Source organism: Xanthomonas hortorum pv. cynarae, assembly GCF_002939985.1.
Lineage (GTDB): Bacteria > Pseudomonadota > Gammaproteobacteria > Xanthomonadales > Xanthomonadaceae > Xanthomonas > Xanthomonas hortorum_D.
The window spans coordinates 1-15,258 of sequence record NZ_MDFM01000011.1 but is presented as its reverse complement, the minus strand read 5'-3'; the positions used below and the strand labels follow the sequence as shown (position 1 = coordinate 15,258).

Below are 15,258 nucleotides of genomic sequence, written 5' to 3'. Positions count from 1 at the left end.
CCGCCCACCATCGCGGGACACGCCGCAAGTACATCCATGTAGGCTCTTACGCGGCATCCATGCCGCGTAAGGTCCCGCGCCGCTGGGCGGGCAAGGACCAGTCGAGATGGTCGGTGTGCATGTTTTCAAGCAACCAGCAAACTTTCTGGTGCGGTGTCCTCGCCGCTTGCGGGACCGTGTGGCGGCATGGATGCCGCCACCGAGCCTACACGGATGTACTTGCGGCGTGTCCCGCGAGCGGCGAGGACGCCGCGCCCTCGACTAGCTCAGCTTTTGACTGTATCCAGACGCCTCTACGACTCAAATCCTTGGCCGCTTTTGCATCTTGTGTCTCGATGCAATTAGACATTTCGGATAGATCAGATGCAGAGCGAATGATCTGCAGCTTGGTTGCAGGGCCCTTGCCCGCTCACCATCGCGGGACACGCTGCAAGTACGTCCATGTAAGCTCTTCTGCGGCATCCATGCCGCATAAGGTCCCGCGACGGTGAGCGGGCAAGGACCAGTCGAGATGGTCGGTGGGCATGCTTTCAACAAAGCAACCTACAAACTCTTTGGTGCGGTGTCCGCGGGCTTATTGCGTGCGCGTCAGCCCGTGGCGGTGCAGCAGCTGCCGCAGGCGACGCTGCACGCGCTGCAGATCGGCGTCGGCGGCTTCATCGAGAATGTCTTTGGCCAAGGCATCGAATTGCGGCCAGAACTGGCTGGGGTCGCGTACCCGCTGCGGCCACACCGACAACATCTTGCCCAGGTCGGAAAGCTGGTGATTGGTGTGGGTGCGTGTGCGCATGCTCATGTCGCGTCTCCCGGCCAGTCCAGGGCGACAGCGTGGACCGCACCGTCGTCAATCAGAGTGAAAGCAAGCTCGGCTTGCATCACCCCATCGATCTCCAGCCGGGCTTCGACACCGGGGCGCTGGGTGACGTCGATGACGTAGGTACTGCTGCCGAAGCGATAGCGCAGCTGGTACTCCGGCCAGCTGGCCGGGATGCACGGCACGATGTGCATGCGCTCGCCATGGCGTTGCAGGCCGAGCAGCGATTCGGTCAGCAGCCGGTACATCCAGCCGGCCGCGCCGGTGTACCAGCTCCAGCCGCCGCGGCCGGCGTGTGGCGCCACCGCATAGACATCGGCCGCCAGCACATAGGGTTCGGCCTTGTAGCGCTGTACGCCCGCCGCGTCGCGGGCGTGGTGGATCGGGTTGATCATGCCGGCCAGTTGCCAGGCCCGCGCGCTGTCGCCCAGATGCGCGAAGGCCATCGTCGCCCACACTGCGGCATGCGTGTACTGGCCGCCGTTCTCGCGCACGCCGGGCACATAACCACGGATATAGCCGGGATCGTGTTCGGTGTGATCGAACGGCGGCACCAGCAGCTTGACGATGCCGGTCTCGGCATCCACCAGTTGCTGACGCATCGCCTCCATCGCCTGTGCGCTGCGCGCCGGGTCCATCGCGTCGGACAACACAGCCCAGCTTTGCGATAGCGAATCGATACGGCATTCGTCCGAATCGCTCGAGCCCAGCGGTGTGCCGTCGTCGAACCAGGCACGCCGGTACCAGCGCCCATCCCAGGCATGCTGTTCCAGCGCGGTGCGCAAGGCGTGTGCATGCGCACGGCAGGTCGCTGCGAATGCGCCATCGTCGCGCTGCACCGCCACGTCTGCGAACCGCAGCAGTGTGTCGTAAAGGAAAAAGCCCAGCCACACGCTCTCGCCCTTGCCGTCCTTGCCGACCCGGTTCATGCCGTCGTTCCAGTCGCCGCTGCCGATCAGTGGCAGGCCGCGTTCGCCCAGGCGTGCCATGCCGCGTTGCAGGGCGAGCACGCCGTGCGCGTACAGCGACTGCACGTTGCCTGTGATGTGCGGCAGGTCGTAATACGATTCTTCCTCGGGCTTGAGTGCGCGCCCGTCGATAAAGCTGACGCGCTCGTCGAGCACGCTGGCGTCGTTGGTGACGTCCAGATAGCGGCACAGCGCCTGCGGCAACCACAGAAAATCGTCCGAGCACTGCGTGCGCACACCGCGGTCTTGCGGCGGGTGCCACCAATGCTGCACATCGCCCTGCACGAACTGATGCGCGGCGCAGCGCAGCAGGTGGGCGCGGGTGAGCGCCGGCTGCGCGTGCACCATCGCCATGCTGTCCTGCAGCTGGTCGCGGAAGCCGTACGCGCCACCGGACTGGTAGTAACCGCTGCGCGCCAGGAACCGGCAGGCGATGGTCTGGTAGAGCAGCCAGCCGTTGGCCAGCAGATCCACCGCCGGGTCGGGCGTGGTCACCTGCACGGTGCCCAGAATCTGCTGCCAATGCGCGCGCACTGCCAGCAGTGCGGTGTGCGCTGCGGCAACGCCACGGCTCTGGCGTGCCAGTGTCAGTGCGCTCTCGCGATCGACCGCGGCGCCCAGGCGGAAGACCGTTTCGAAGCTTTGTTCGGCTGCCAGCGTCACAGGGATCTGGATCGCCGCGCACGGGTCCAGGCCGGCACCCACGCGCCCGGACAAACGCTGCCGCGTGAGCGCGGCAGGTGCGGCCAGGCTGCCATTGCGCCCGAGGAACTCATTGCGGTCGGCGGTGATGCTGCGGTTGGGTGCATCGGCATCGAAGAACGCCACGCGCCCGTCGAACTCGGTGTTGTATGGATTGCGCGCGGTGAGCACGCTGCTGCCCAGGTCGACCTCGCTGACCACATGCAGTTGCGAGCGCGTGCGGATGTCGCCCAGCACCCATTCCACGTAGCCAGTGACGCTGAGCCGGCGTGGACGGCCGGAAAGATTCTTCAGCCGCAGATGGCTGAACTTGATCGGCCGCTCCACATCCACGAACACCCACAGCTCGCTGCCGATGCCGTGTTCGATATGGCTGTAGACGCTGTAGCCGAAGCCGTGGCGCACCGTGTAGCGGCCACTGCCGCGGCATGGCAGCGCCATCGGCGACCACACCTGCCCGGTGTCTTCGTCGCGCAGGTAGAACGCCTCGCTGGAGGCATCGCCGACCGGATCGTTATGCCAGGGCGTGAGCCGGAATTCGTGCGCGTTTTCGGCCCAGCTATAGCCGGGGCTGCTGTCGCTGACCACGCTGCCGAACTGCGCATTGGCCATCACGTTGCACCACGGCGCCGGTGTTGCGACGCCTTCGTCCAGGGTGATGCGGTACTCGCGGCCGTCGGCGGCGTAGGCACCCAGGCCGTTGTCGAACAGCACCGGTTCTTCGGCGGCAGCCTGCAGGGTCTTGTCCAGGTACGCGGCATGCGTGCTGGCCAATTCATCGGCGCTGTCCGGTTGCCGCATCGGCTCCAGCAACGGCGGCTGCGCACGCGCGCTGGGGTGGCGCTGCAGTTGCGCATCCAGCGTGCCGTTGGCATCGCTCAGAATCGCCCGTGCCACGGTCTGCAGCAGCACGCGGTCTTCCTGCGAGATGTGCTCGATGGCGCGCACGAAGATACCGCCGGGGCGGTCGAGCACATTGGCCTCGGGGTCGGCGGCGATCAGGCCCAGGATGGCGTCCTGCAATTGCTGGCGATAGCCGGCCTGGCTTTCGTTCCAGATCACCAGATCCGCACGCAGGCCTTTCAGGCGCCAGTACGCGTGCGCCTGCACCAGCTGGCGCACCAGGTCCAGATTGTCCGGGTCGGTGATGCGCAACAGCACGATCGGCAGGTCGCCGGAGATGGCATGACTCCACAGCGCCGACTGGCCGCGATGGTTGTGCAGCAACACCTCGTTGTCGGCGCGCAGTTGCGGGTCGACGAACAGCACGCGTGCGGCCAGCCGCTCGTAGAGCATGGCGTCTTCCAGCGAGGCGTTGATCTGCCGGCGGGTGACCTGGCTCTGGGTCAGCGCCAGATCGAATACGCGGTCGGCCAGACGGCGGTCGCGGTATTTGTCGATCAAGGCGGTGCAGGCGGCACGTTGGGTGCCCACGCCGTAGACCATGTCCACCTGCGCCTGTTGATCCGGCGCCAGCGAGATGCGGCAGCGGATCGCCACGATCGGGTCCAGCACCGAGCCGGCCGCGCCGGACAGGCTGGCCTGATCGCGCAGGGCCAGCGGATTGCGGGTGCTGCGTCCGCGCCCGACGAACGCGGCGCGGTCGGTCTCGTAGGAGATCGTCGCCACATCGGCATCGTGCACCGCCACCAGATGCAGCATCCACGGCTGCGCTTCGTCGTGCCCGCGCGGGCGCCGCGTGCACAACAGTGCCTGCTTGTCGGCCAGGATTTCGGTCTGCACGAACAGATTGCTGAAAGCCGGATGCGCCTCGTCGGCCTGCGCCGGCGCCAGCACCACTTCGGCGTAGGTGGTGATTTCGATCACCCGCGTCTGCCGCGAACGGTTACGGATGCGCAACCGGCGCAGCTCCACATCGTCCTCGGCGGAAATGGCGATTTCCAGATGGCTGTCGTAGCGCTGGTGGCTGCCCTTGAACTCGGCCTTGGCGTCGGAAAAGATCGCTTCGTAACGCTCCACCGGCACGCAGGTCGGCTGATGCGCGGCCGACCACACCGCGCCGCTGTCCACATCACGCAGATAGCAGAACGTGCCCCAGTGGTCGCGGGTGCCGTCTTCGCGCCAACGCGTCACCGCCATGTCGCGCGCGCGGCTGTAGCCGCCACCTGCGGAGGTCAGCATGCCGTGGTAACGCCCGTTGGAGAGCAGTTGCAGCGCCGGCTGCGGCAGGTTGGGGTCGCGATGGATGCGCAACGCCATACCCGCCTCGGTGGCCACCGGGCGCTCGGCTGCTTCGACCAGGCCTTTGACGTAGACGCCGGCACGCGGTGCGCGCTCCTGCAACAGCAATAACGTGGCCTGGAATTGCGGGTCGGCGACAAAGCGTTTTTGCATCGGCGCATCGCGCAACACGTGGTCCAGCGCCAGCAGCGCCATGCCCTGGTGATGCGACATGAACGAGCGCACCAGCGCGTGTTGTTCGCCACGCGGCACGCGCGAGGGCGTGTAGTCGATCGCTTCGTACAAACCGAAACGCCCGTCGAATCCCAGCGCCTGCAGCTGCTGCAGATTGCGGCAGGCCGCATCCGGTTCGACCATCAATGCCATCGCGCTGGCATACGGGGCGATCACCAGATCCTGGCCCAGCCCGCGCTTGAGCCCGAGCCCGGGTACACCGAAGGCGCGGTACTGATAATTGCGCCGCGTATCGACCGTGTTGTAGCCCGATTCGGACACGCCCCACGGCACCGCGCGCGCCGCGCCATAGCGGATCTGCGCCTGCACCGCGCCGCGCATCGAGCGGCTCAGCAATGTCTGCGGGTAGCTGGGCATCACCAGATCCGGCATCAGGTACTCGAACATCGAGCCGCTCCACGACAGCAGCGTCGGCTCGGCGCCGGTATCGGTGAGCGTGCGCCCGAGGGCGAACCAGCTCTCCTGCGGCAGCTTGCCCTGGGCGATCGCCACGAAGATGCCTAAGCGTGCCTCGGAAGCGAGCAGATCGTAACGGCCGCTATCCAGACGATGGTCGTCGACGTTGTACCCAATCGAGAGCAACTGCTGGGCGGGGCTATAGAGGAAGTCGTAGTCCATCTGCGCCAGTTGCCCGGCGATATGCGCAAGCCGTTGCAGCTCCAGTACGCGCTTGGCGGCCCAGGTCTGCACGCTCGGTGCGTGGCTGCCGTTGGCGAGCTGGCGCAGCGTGGCGACTGCAGCGCCGGGGGTTTGCGCCGCGTGCGGATCGGTGCTGGCAAGCGCCGGTGCGCAATGGCCCAGCTCGGCCAACGCCGCCTTGCAACTACTCACCAGGCGTTGCGCCCACGGTTCCTCATCCTCGCCACCGTTCGGCATCGAGGCCAGGATCAACTGGCTTTGCGCCAGCAGCAGGCGCAGCGCTTCATCGGCCTGGTGCAGGGTTGGCGTGGGTTGGTTGCGGATCGCCTGCACGCTGTGCGTCATCGCACTCAGTGCGGCGGTGACGGCGTCGCTGCGCGGCTGCGCCTGCAGGGTGAGCACGCTCAGGGTGTCGGCCAGCCCATCGAACACCGCCATCGAGACCGCAGGCGCATCCACCAGCGCCAGCAGCCCTTGCCGCAGCGTCAACAGATGCCCGACCAGGTTGCCGCTGTCGACGGTGGAGACGTAACGCGGCACCAGCGGCACCAGCGTCTCGGTGTCGTACCAGTTGTAGAAATGGCCGCGATAACGCGGCAGCGCTTCCAACGTGGTCAGCGTATTGGCCACGCGGCTCATCACCCCGGCCACCGTCAGGTAGCCCAGATCGTAGGCCGCCAGATTGGCCAGCAGGCCTAGCCCGATATTGGTCGGCGAGGTGCGGTTGGCCACCACCGTGACCGGGTATTCCTGCACGTTGTCCGGCGGCAGCCAGTGGTGTTGCGCAGTGCAATGGCTTTCGAAAAACGCCCAGGTGCGCCGCGACAATCCGCCGAGGAAATCGCGTTGTTCCTGCGACAGCTGCGCCACCGGCGCGGCGGGCTGCTCGCCCAGCCAAGCCATCAACCACGGCGCGCCCATCCATGCCAGCCCCAGCGGCAGCGCCGTCCACAACGCCAACGGCGACCACCATGCCACTGCGGCGATTACCAGCGCCGCACTGCAGGCGGCGCCGGCCATCAGCTGTTGTTCGGCATTGCCGCTGCGCGCGCTGCGCTCCACTTCGCTGGACGGCGCCCACTGCAGCAGATGGCGCTGGGTGATCGACATCCGCACCAGCGTGCGCGCGATGGCCGCCAGCTGCAGCCCCGCCTCGAACGGCAGGCAGGCCAGCACCACGCCGGTGCGCAGCAGGTGCTGACGCAGCCCCACCCCAACCTGGCGCGCGTGATGACGCAACCCCAGACCCTCGGGCGGATGCGCCAGCGCATACACCGCCGAACACAGACCCGGGAGCAGCCACAACACCAGCATCCATAGCGTCCAGCGTAAGGGAGTGGGCGAGCACAGCCAGCCGATCAGCAACAATGCAAACGCCGCCGGTGCCACCAGGCTGCGGCGCAGGTTGTCCAGCAGCTTGCCGCGCGACAACCACGACAACGGATTGCGCGCGCGCCGGCCACCTTGGTCGGGCACCCACGGCAGCAGCCATGGCAGCAACTGCCAGTCGCCACGCACCCAGCGCGCGCGGCGCTTGGCATCGGTGGCGTAGCGCTGCGGATGGCGCTCGTACAGGCGCACGTCGCTGAGCAAACCGGCGCGCACATAGCAGCCTTCCAGCAAGTCATGGCTGAGCACGCGGTTATCGGGGAAGCGGCCGGCCAGTACCTGCTCGAAGGTGGCCACCGCATAGATGCCCTTGCCGATGAAGGAGCCTTCGCCAAACAGATCCTGATACACGTCCGACACCACGCGGGTGTACGGGTCGATGCCCGGCTCGATGCCGAACATGCGCGCAAACCGCGATTCGCCACCCTCGCTCATGCCGGTGCCCAGGCCGGGCTGCAGGATGCCGTAACCGGCCTCGACGATCTGCCCGGCCGTATCCATGCGCGGCACATTCAACGGATGCGACATCGCCCCGACCAGCGCGCGTGCCGCATCGCGCGGCAGGTGGGTGTCGCTATCGAGCGTGATCACATAGCGCACCTGCACCAGCGCGGCGACATCGCCTTGCACCTGCAGGAATTCGTGGGCTGCCTGCAGCGGCGCATCGCCCGCGCACAACAGGCGGTTGAGCGCTTCGAGCTTGCCGCGCTTGCGCTCTGCGCCCATCCAGCAGCCTTCGCCCGCGTTCCACTGGCGTGCGCGATGCAGCAGGAAGAAGCGATCGCCGTGCGCATCGGCATAGGCCGCGTTGAGCCGGTCGATGTGCTGCGCCGCATGCGCCACCAATGCCATGTCGCCAGGCAACAGCGCTTGCGCGGCATCGAGAAAATCGGTGAGCAGCGCGAAGTACAACTGCTCGTCGCGGTTGGCCAGGTAATGCACCTCCAACGCGTCGACCAGCTCGTCGATGGCCTCGGGGCTGACCAGCATGCTCGGCATCACCACCAGCGTGCGGCAATCGGGTGGAATGCCCAGGCTCAGGTCCATGCGCGGCAACGGATGCGGGCGCACCCACAGTGTGGCCACCCAGTTGACCAGGGCGATGCCCAACTCGCTGGCGGCCAATAGCGCGATGCCGGCGGTGATCCACCATAGCGCTGGTGGCAATGCGCTCACGCCCTGCAGCAATACACCGCTCCACAGCACGGCGATCACGGCGATCGGCAGCAGGTACACCGGCAGCGCAACGCGTCGCGCGCGCGGGCGCGGTGGTTTCGGTGTGCCGGGTGCGGCTGGGTCGCGCAGCGCGCTACGCAGCAGCGGCAATCCCGTATCCACCAGGTAATAGCCCACGTGGCTGGCCACCGGTGCATCGGAGCCCGGCTGCGCGGCCAGGCGCAGGACGCACTCGGCCACCGCCGGCTCGTCGCGGTCCAGGCGCTGCGCCAGATGCTCCACCACATGCCGGTAGCTATCGCGGGTGTGGAAATCCATGCGCGCGTAGACGTCGGCCGGATCCTTGCGCAAGGTCTGCTCGACCACGCTCATGGCCTCGACGAAATCGCGCCAATCCATTTCGTCCAGAAACCGCAGGCTGCCGATGCTGTTGCTGATCGCCACCTGTTCGGCCGCCTGGCGTTGGCTCTCGGCATGCACCAGGCCTTCCACACTGTGGCCTTCGCTTGCCAGCCACTGCTCCACCCAGGCGCTGGCCATCGACAACACCGGCCCGCGGCCCTGGATGCCGCGCGTGAGCTCGGCCACGAACGCGCCGGTGGCCGGCGGCTTTGAGCGCGCCATGTCGGCCACCACCACCACCACGTCCTTGGGCTGCGCCGCCGCCGTGGCGTTGAGCAACGCGGCCCAATGCGCCGCCAGCCGGGTGTCGCGGCCATCGTGCATGATGTCTTCGGCAATGCGGCGCAGGTTGTCGATCAGCGCCAGCCGCAACATGATCGGAATCGCCCACAGCTCGCCGAGTTTGAGTGGCGCCACCTGTTGATAGGCTGCAATGAAACGGCTCAGCGTGATCGTATCCACGCGCCCGTCGCCATGCGCCACCACTTCCAGGCCCAGCTCGTAGACGCGCGGCAGGCCAACCGAGGTGGGCGTGCGCAGACGCGGCAATTGCCGGCTGTAACCGGGTGGAAGATGCTGACGCGCCAGGCGCATCTGTTCCTCGACCAGATAATAGTTGTCCAGCAACCACTCGCCGGCCGGATGCAGGCGCAAGCCATCGGCCGACATTTCGGTCAATCGCGCTGCGGCCGTGCCGAGTGCGCGTTCGTTGAACTTGAGTTGCGACAACAGCAGCTCGCGGGTTGGCCCGGTGTAGAGCACATGCGCCTGCGCCAGGCTGTGCCCCAGCGCCTCCATCTGCTCGTCGCCAAACAAGGCGGCGCCTTCAGGCACTGCATCCCGCACCGACGGATGCTGCAGGGTTGCTGCTGGTTGGGTAATCGACTGCCACCAGAGAGAGAACGCAGAAGCCTTCCGCTGTGGCGGCATGGAGACATAACCTGTGCAGCATAAGAGCCGCTAGAGGCGACGATCATGCGCGCTTGCCCTGTGTGGCATGTGAAGGCAGCAATGCGGACGCGTTGCAGTCGTTGGCTGATCGACGCACGCTTCACGCCGAGATGGGTGATGGAAGACTGCACGCCCGCGTCCACCCAGGCGGCGCAAAAAGCGCTGTACTGGCGGCGATGATCGCCGGTTGAAGATGCGGCCAGTGCTGCAGCTGGGATTCGTTTTTCGCGCCGGTGGTTCTGCGGCAACCGCACGCAACACGCCACAATGCCGCAGCCTGCGCGGCTGCCGATGGGATAACGAACATGCCGCTGAACACCGCCCTTTTCACCCGCAAGGTGTGCCACGCATGATGTCGACACGCAGGATCTCGATAAGCACGATCTCGATAAGCACAACAGCGCTGTGCTGCCTGGTGGTGTGCCAGCTGATGCTCAACAGCGCAGCGGCGGCCCAACCGACGCACGCCACGCTGTCAGTTGCCGGATTGGAGCAGCCCGCGCAGATCCGCGTGGATCGCTGGGGTGTGGCGCACATTTATGCCAAAACGGACAACGATGCGTTTTTCGTGCAGGGCTTCAACGTGGCACGCGACCGCCTGTTTCAGCTGGATCTGCTGCGCCGCAAAGGGCTTGGTCACTTGTCGGCGGCGTTCGGGCCTGCCTATGTGCAGCAGGATCGCGCCGCGCGGCTGTTTCTGTATCGCGGCAGCATGGCCGAGGAGTGGAACAGTTACGGACCCGACGCGCAGCGCGATGTGACGCGCTTCGTTGCCGGCATCAATGCCTACATCGATTGGTTGGGCACCCATCCGCACGCGCTGCCGTATGAATTCCGCACGTTTGCGTATCGCCCGGAAAAATGGGGGCCGGACGATGTGCTGCGCATCCGCACTACCGGCTTGAGCCGTAACGTCAAAAGCGAAGTGGCGCGTGCCAAGGTCGCGTGCAAGGCCTCGCTTGCCGTCGATGCTGTGCGCCAGAAGTTGCAACCGGCCTGGACCACCCGCGTGCCAGAGGGACTGGATCCTTGTCTGCCCGAAGATGTCTTGAAGGTCTACGAATTGGCGACGCAAAGCCCCAGGCTCAGCGCCGACACGCACGTGGCCGACGCGCAGACAACGCCACTGCGGCCAGGCGAGGACGCCTTCGCCGAAGGCAGCAACAACTGGGTCATCGCACCGCAAAAATCGGCCACCGGCCACGCGGTGCTGGCCGACGACCCGCATCGCGCCTACAGCGTTCCCAGCTTGCGCTATTTCGTGCATCTCAACAGCCCGGGGCTGGACGTCATCGGTGCCGGCGAGCCGACTGCACCCGGTATCGCGATCGGCCACAACCAGAGCAGCGCATTCGGGCTGACCATCTTCAACATCGATCAGGAGGACCTGTACGTCTACCGTCTGAATCCGGCCGATAACGCGTCGTATTGGTACAACGGCAAGTGGGAGCCGCTGCACACCGAACACGCCTCCATCGCGGTGCGCGATACCGCGGCGGTCACCGAGCAGCTGCAATTCACCCGCCACGGGCCGGTGATCTACGTCGATGCAGGCAAGCACATCGCCTATGCGATCCGTTCGGTGTGGAGCCAACCGGGCACGGCGCCCTACCTGGGGTCCTTGCGTTATCTCAGGGCGGACTCGTTCGAGCAATTCAAGGACGCACTCGTACATTGGGGCGCGCCGTCGGTGAATCAGGTCTACGCAGACGTCAAGGGCAACATCGGTTGGGCCACTGCCGGCATGACGCCGCGCCGCGTGCAGTCCGACGGCTTGCTGCCGGTGCCTGGCGACGGCCGCGACGAGTGGAACGGTTTCTGGAACGCCGATGTCCTGCCGTCATCGAAGAATCCCGCAGCAGGTTTCATCACCACCTCCAACGAAATGAACCTGCCTGCCGGCTACCCGTATGCGCAGCGCAGGATCGGTTTCGAATGGGCCAACGACGCGCGGCATGCGCGCATCACCCAGGTGCTGTCGCAGCTGCCAACGGTGAGCGTGCAGGATTCGGAAAAATTGCAGAACGATCAGGTGTCGTTGCTGGCGCAGCGGCTGGTCGCACTGATCAAGCCGCTGCACGCGCAAGATGCCGCCACCACGGCGGCGCTCGCGTTGCTCAAACCCTGGGATGGCACGGTGAGCGCCACCTCCTCCGCCGCCGCGTTGGAAGAAGTGTGGTTCAGCCGCTATCTCGGCGATGCCTACAAGGCGCTGGTGCTGCGCCCCTCCGAGGCGGCCACCTTCGGCATGCCGGATGCGGCGGTGTTGATGCAGGCACTGGAACACCCCGGCGCCGCGTTCGGCCCCGCACCGGCCGCACGCCGCGATCAACTGCTGCTGGAGTCGCTACGCAGCGCCTATCAATCGCTGGTCGACCTGCACGGGCCGGATCCTGCGCAATGGCCGTGGGGCAAGTTGCATACCAACAAGGTTGCGCATGCCATGAGCGCGGCGGTGGGCACCGATCACGCGCTGCTGGACGTGGGCCCGTTCGCCAAGGGCGGCAGCCCGTATACGCCCAATCAATCCAGCTACGACCCCACCACTTTCCGCCAGACCATCGGCCCTTCCGCACGGCTGATCATCGACCTGGGCAACTGGGATAACTCGCGCGCCATGAACTACCCCGGCCAATCCGGCGACCCGGCCAGCCCGCACTACCGCGACCTCGCACCGATGTGGCTGCAGGGTAGCTATTTCCCGTTGGTGTACACGCGTGCGGCGGTTGATGCGGTGACGGAGCAGATAATGGATCTGGTGCCGGCCGCACCGCCAAGCCCAATACCAAGCGCGACGCAAGGCGATCACCGCGACTGAAAACGCTCAGACCTCCATGCTTCCAACTCTGCGCAGATGCTTAGCGCGATGCCGGCTGGACCCGAACTTCCTAAGCGCAGCCCCACGGGCGACCTCAATGTTGGGATCAGGTGTGCGAGGAGATCTGGCTTGACGAACTTGAGCAGATCCTCGCGACGGCGGGCAGGGCCAAGCAGCCCGACAAAGGCGCACGACGATGCTGCCAGCGCCTGCAGCGATTCAAGATCGAGTTCGAAGTTGTGGTGCATCAACAGCACCGCATCCGGACAAAAAGTAGCCAGCACCTCAGTGAGGCGTATCTCGCCTGAGGCACGCACTGTCAGATCAATGGATGCACGTCCGGCGTACCAGGTGTCGAGTGCGAGATTGGTTAGTCATGTAGAGCGTGTCCTGCATGCAGTTGCTGAGGCCACGGATGACTTAGCACATGCGTTAGTTGACTTACAGCTGCTACCTGACAAAACGAGCATGACCGCCCGATCTGGAGGCACAGGCGAACAATTGATCGAACACGTCAATGATGGCCCTTGAGTGTGACAAGCCACGCTGGTTGCCCGTGATTGGTGGCCTTGCCGGCATACTGGCGGCGGCTCTCGCAAGTGTCGGTGGCTCACTACTCCAAGTCCAGCATGGCACTCGGTCTTGGCTATGGGAAGTGTGTGGCTGAAACTCGTACAAATCTATGTGTTAATCACTGTAGTGGAAGACGGACAGCTCTGTTCGGGCTTGCCAATCGTAGGTGTGATGGCCGAGAAGCCAGATAAGTTGATGAACAGCATGTACATCGCGAAAAAGGAGCAGTAGCTTGCGCATAAAGCTCAGGTAGGAAATGACTTCCTCACGTTGCTGACTAATACCCTCCTTGTGAGGGTAGTAACTGATCATTTGGCTTACTTCATCATACCTAACGGCGTTATGCGCAATCGCATTGCGAATTCCTGGATGCACCGCGGCCGGATTGAGGGGCACCCAACTGTCTTGCAGATATTTGAACTTTTCCGACAAAGTCTTGTTGGCAAAGTTATCGAGAGAGTTCAGAGCAACACCCTGTTGGATGGGCGCAAAAGAATTAAAGTCTCTGCGGTGGGATAGGTTGTTCAACGCAGCGATTAGATTCAATTGACGGGAGTATACTTCGCACATATCTTTATAAAGATCTTTATATGTGCCAAAGTCTTTTGAAGAGACGCGACCCGATGAAAGTAGGTCATCTGGACCCTGGATCAAGTCAAGAAAAATAGCCGGGCGGAGAGATATTTCGGCGCCATACGTCGGGGCGTATAGATCCACACAGTCATGCCGAAGATTTTCCAGGAACTTTGTTTTATGCAGATGTGCTAGAAAATCATCAAAAGCGGCAGGGTCGATCTCGGCCAATTTTTCAAGTCGCTGGACGGCCCTATCTGTCCAAATGCTGTCTTCTTCAACATTAATCAGGGCAGCGGAAACTGTTGATAGGAAACTATATAGAACATCGTCGAGGACGCCCTGCTCCAAAGATGGGCCAAAGTCGTGACCGATGAGTGCCGAGGCACGCTGCTTGAAGAGCTGCTTGTTCGCTCCGAAGTACAGACGGATAGTGCGGCGGATATCATCCTCCTGCAGTGCGAGTCGATTTAGTAAATTCATTTTTTCAGAAAACTTGATCATCAACGGCAGTGCATCATCTGGGTGCTCGGCTCGTAATGCCCTCATGGCTGCAAAAAAAGGAGTATTGCCGATTACGTATTTGCCGCTATGCACTGGGAAGTCCAAGTGCAGGTTGAAAAAGGGGTTACGCCCGTCGAATGGACCCCCATAGGAACGATCTTCAAGTTGAGAGGCATTTTTGAAGATGAGGCTACGACCTGAACCTGTACTAATATCTAACGTAATCTCCATCAGCGACCGGCAATGAGGGCAAGCCAGCTGCAATGGCTGAATTGGACGATTCGAAAATCCGATACGACAGTCCGTATCTTTGTCGCAGGTCCTGCAGGTTAATGTTATACCTAAATTCAATTCGCGCCTCTCTTATATTCTTCTAGGTTCCAAGGGGCTAATTGTATATTTATAAAATTAATTTAGAAAATGCAGTATTCATCATGGCATGAATCGCTAACCTTAGAGATTTTCCTTCTTTGGCATGCAGCCATTTCATATTACATCCAAGTAATCGAACAGCAGAATTTACATTGAGAGAAAGACATCTGGGTCGCCATTCCTCACCTTGGCGCAACACTAGGGGTAACTCATAGTCTTAAGAGTCAAATCGGAAGCGCGCTGATTGTTATCATTTTTTTGGATGCTTGAACGCAGCTCTTGGAGACGAAGCTGCAGGGCTTGACCCTCTGTTATATGTAATCGTTTAAGGCGAGCTACGCGGCCTGCTACGGTATTCAGCTGTTTGATGAAATCGACGTCAAGTAGCCCTTGGCCTACGCTTGCCTGCCGTTCGACTAAATAGACCGCAGCGCGGATCGCCTGTCGTTCAGGATTTGTCAGAGCCGCGCGCCGGTTTACTAGTAGTTTAGTTGCGCGCATTTTGTTATGGGCGCGCTGTATTTCTTGCTTTCCTCGATGTGCGCGGTAGCCCAAAGACGTCATCATTCCGTATAGTCGTGCGATATTGCGTGTCAACGCTTCTGGTTTCATGTTTAGGCGCGATGAGAAAGTGACATCGTCGACATAGCGTGAGTAAGTAACCCCTTCTGACGCTAGACTCAGGTACAGCGAGTGCTCTCGTCGCCAGAAAGCCAAGTTCGCAAGGTGAGAGCTTGTGACGGCGCCTTGGGGTAACTTTCCATCCTTGGTGGTTAAAGCTGTTAGAAGCCTTGCGACACTATCGGAAAATCCAAAGAAACCGCGCCACACTTCAAAAATTACGTTCGAGCTCGTGCTAGAGCGTGTTATGAACTTTGAAATAGAGCGGCTGCATTTCCAAGCATCAGGATCGTGAAGACGACAAAGTGCAAACCGGCCAA

General features: G+C 63.0%; 6 protein-coding genes and 1 pseudogene. 2 read left to right on the top strand and 5 right to left on the bottom strand.

Translation table 11 applies throughout. The annotated features are described in order from the left end of the window. Positions 1–70 precede the first annotated feature (70 nt). Positions 71–265, top strand: a pseudogene (locus XcyCFBP4188_RS23655) (hypothetical protein); the annotation flags it as partial. A gap of 309 nt (positions 266–574) precedes the next feature. On the opposite strand, the gene XcyCFBP4188_RS09410 reads toward XcyCFBP4188_RS23655, so the two are convergent. Beyond that, positions 575–796, bottom strand: coding sequence for a hypothetical protein (locus XcyCFBP4188_RS09410; protein WP_006450685.1), 222 nt, complete (start codon positions 794–796; stop codon positions 575–577). After that, a complete protein-coding gene (locus XcyCFBP4188_RS09405; protein ID WP_104591995.1) occupies positions 793–9,456 on the bottom strand; it encodes a glycoside hydrolase family 94 protein in 8,664 nt (2,887 codons plus the stop codon). Before XcyCFBP4188_RS09405 ends, XcyCFBP4188_RS09410 begins: the two co-directional genes overlap by 4 nt. Before the next feature lie 370 nt (positions 9,457–9,826). On the opposite strand from XcyCFBP4188_RS09405, the gene XcyCFBP4188_RS09400 reads away from it, so the two are divergent. Next, a complete protein-coding gene (locus XcyCFBP4188_RS09400; protein WP_104592041.1) occupies positions 9,827–12,295 on the top strand; it encodes a penicillin acylase family protein in 2,469 nt (822 codons plus the stop codon). On the opposite strand, the gene XcyCFBP4188_RS09395 is transcribed toward XcyCFBP4188_RS09400, so the two are convergent. The 3 genes from XcyCFBP4188_RS09395 to XcyCFBP4188_RS23260 all read right to left on the bottom strand — a co-directional run. Then, positions 12,283–12,579, bottom strand: coding sequence for an XdhC family protein (locus XcyCFBP4188_RS09395; protein ID WP_282433382.1), 297 nt, complete (start codon positions 12,577–12,579; stop codon positions 12,283–12,285). The two genes, XcyCFBP4188_RS09400 and XcyCFBP4188_RS09395, sit on opposite strands and share 13 nt — an antisense overlap. 403 nt (positions 12,580–12,982) lie before the next feature. Further along, the gene (locus tag XcyCFBP4188_RS09390; RefSeq protein ID WP_146094043.1) at positions 12,983–14,176 is read right to left on the bottom strand and encodes a hypothetical protein; all 1,194 of its coding nucleotides are present in this window, start codon (positions 14,174–14,176) and stop codon (positions 12,983–12,985) included. Between the two features lie 339 nt (positions 14,177–14,515). Beyond that, positions 14,516–15,258, bottom strand: a 743-nt coding sequence (locus XcyCFBP4188_RS23260; protein ID WP_218972679.1) for an RNA-dependent RNA polymerase family protein, incomplete at its 5' end; no start/stop codon positions are given.

Bases quoted from the DNA above. Each gene is read 5' to 3' on its own strand.
- XcyCFBP4188_RS09400 (WP_104592041.1), top strand. From the start codon at position 9,827: ATGATGTCGACACGCAGGATCTCGATAAGCACGATCTCGATAAGCACA.
- XcyCFBP4188_RS09410 (WP_006450685.1), bottom strand. From the start codon at position 796: ATGAGCATGCGCACACGCACCCACACCAATCACCAGCTTTCCGACCTG.
- XcyCFBP4188_RS09405 (WP_104591995.1), bottom strand. From the start codon at position 9,456: ATGCCGCCACAGCGGAAGGCTTCTGCGTTCTCTCTCTGGTGGCAGTCG.
- XcyCFBP4188_RS09390 (WP_146094043.1), bottom strand. From the start codon at position 14,176: ATGGAGATTACGTTAGATATTAGTACAGGTTCAGGTCGTAGCCTCATC.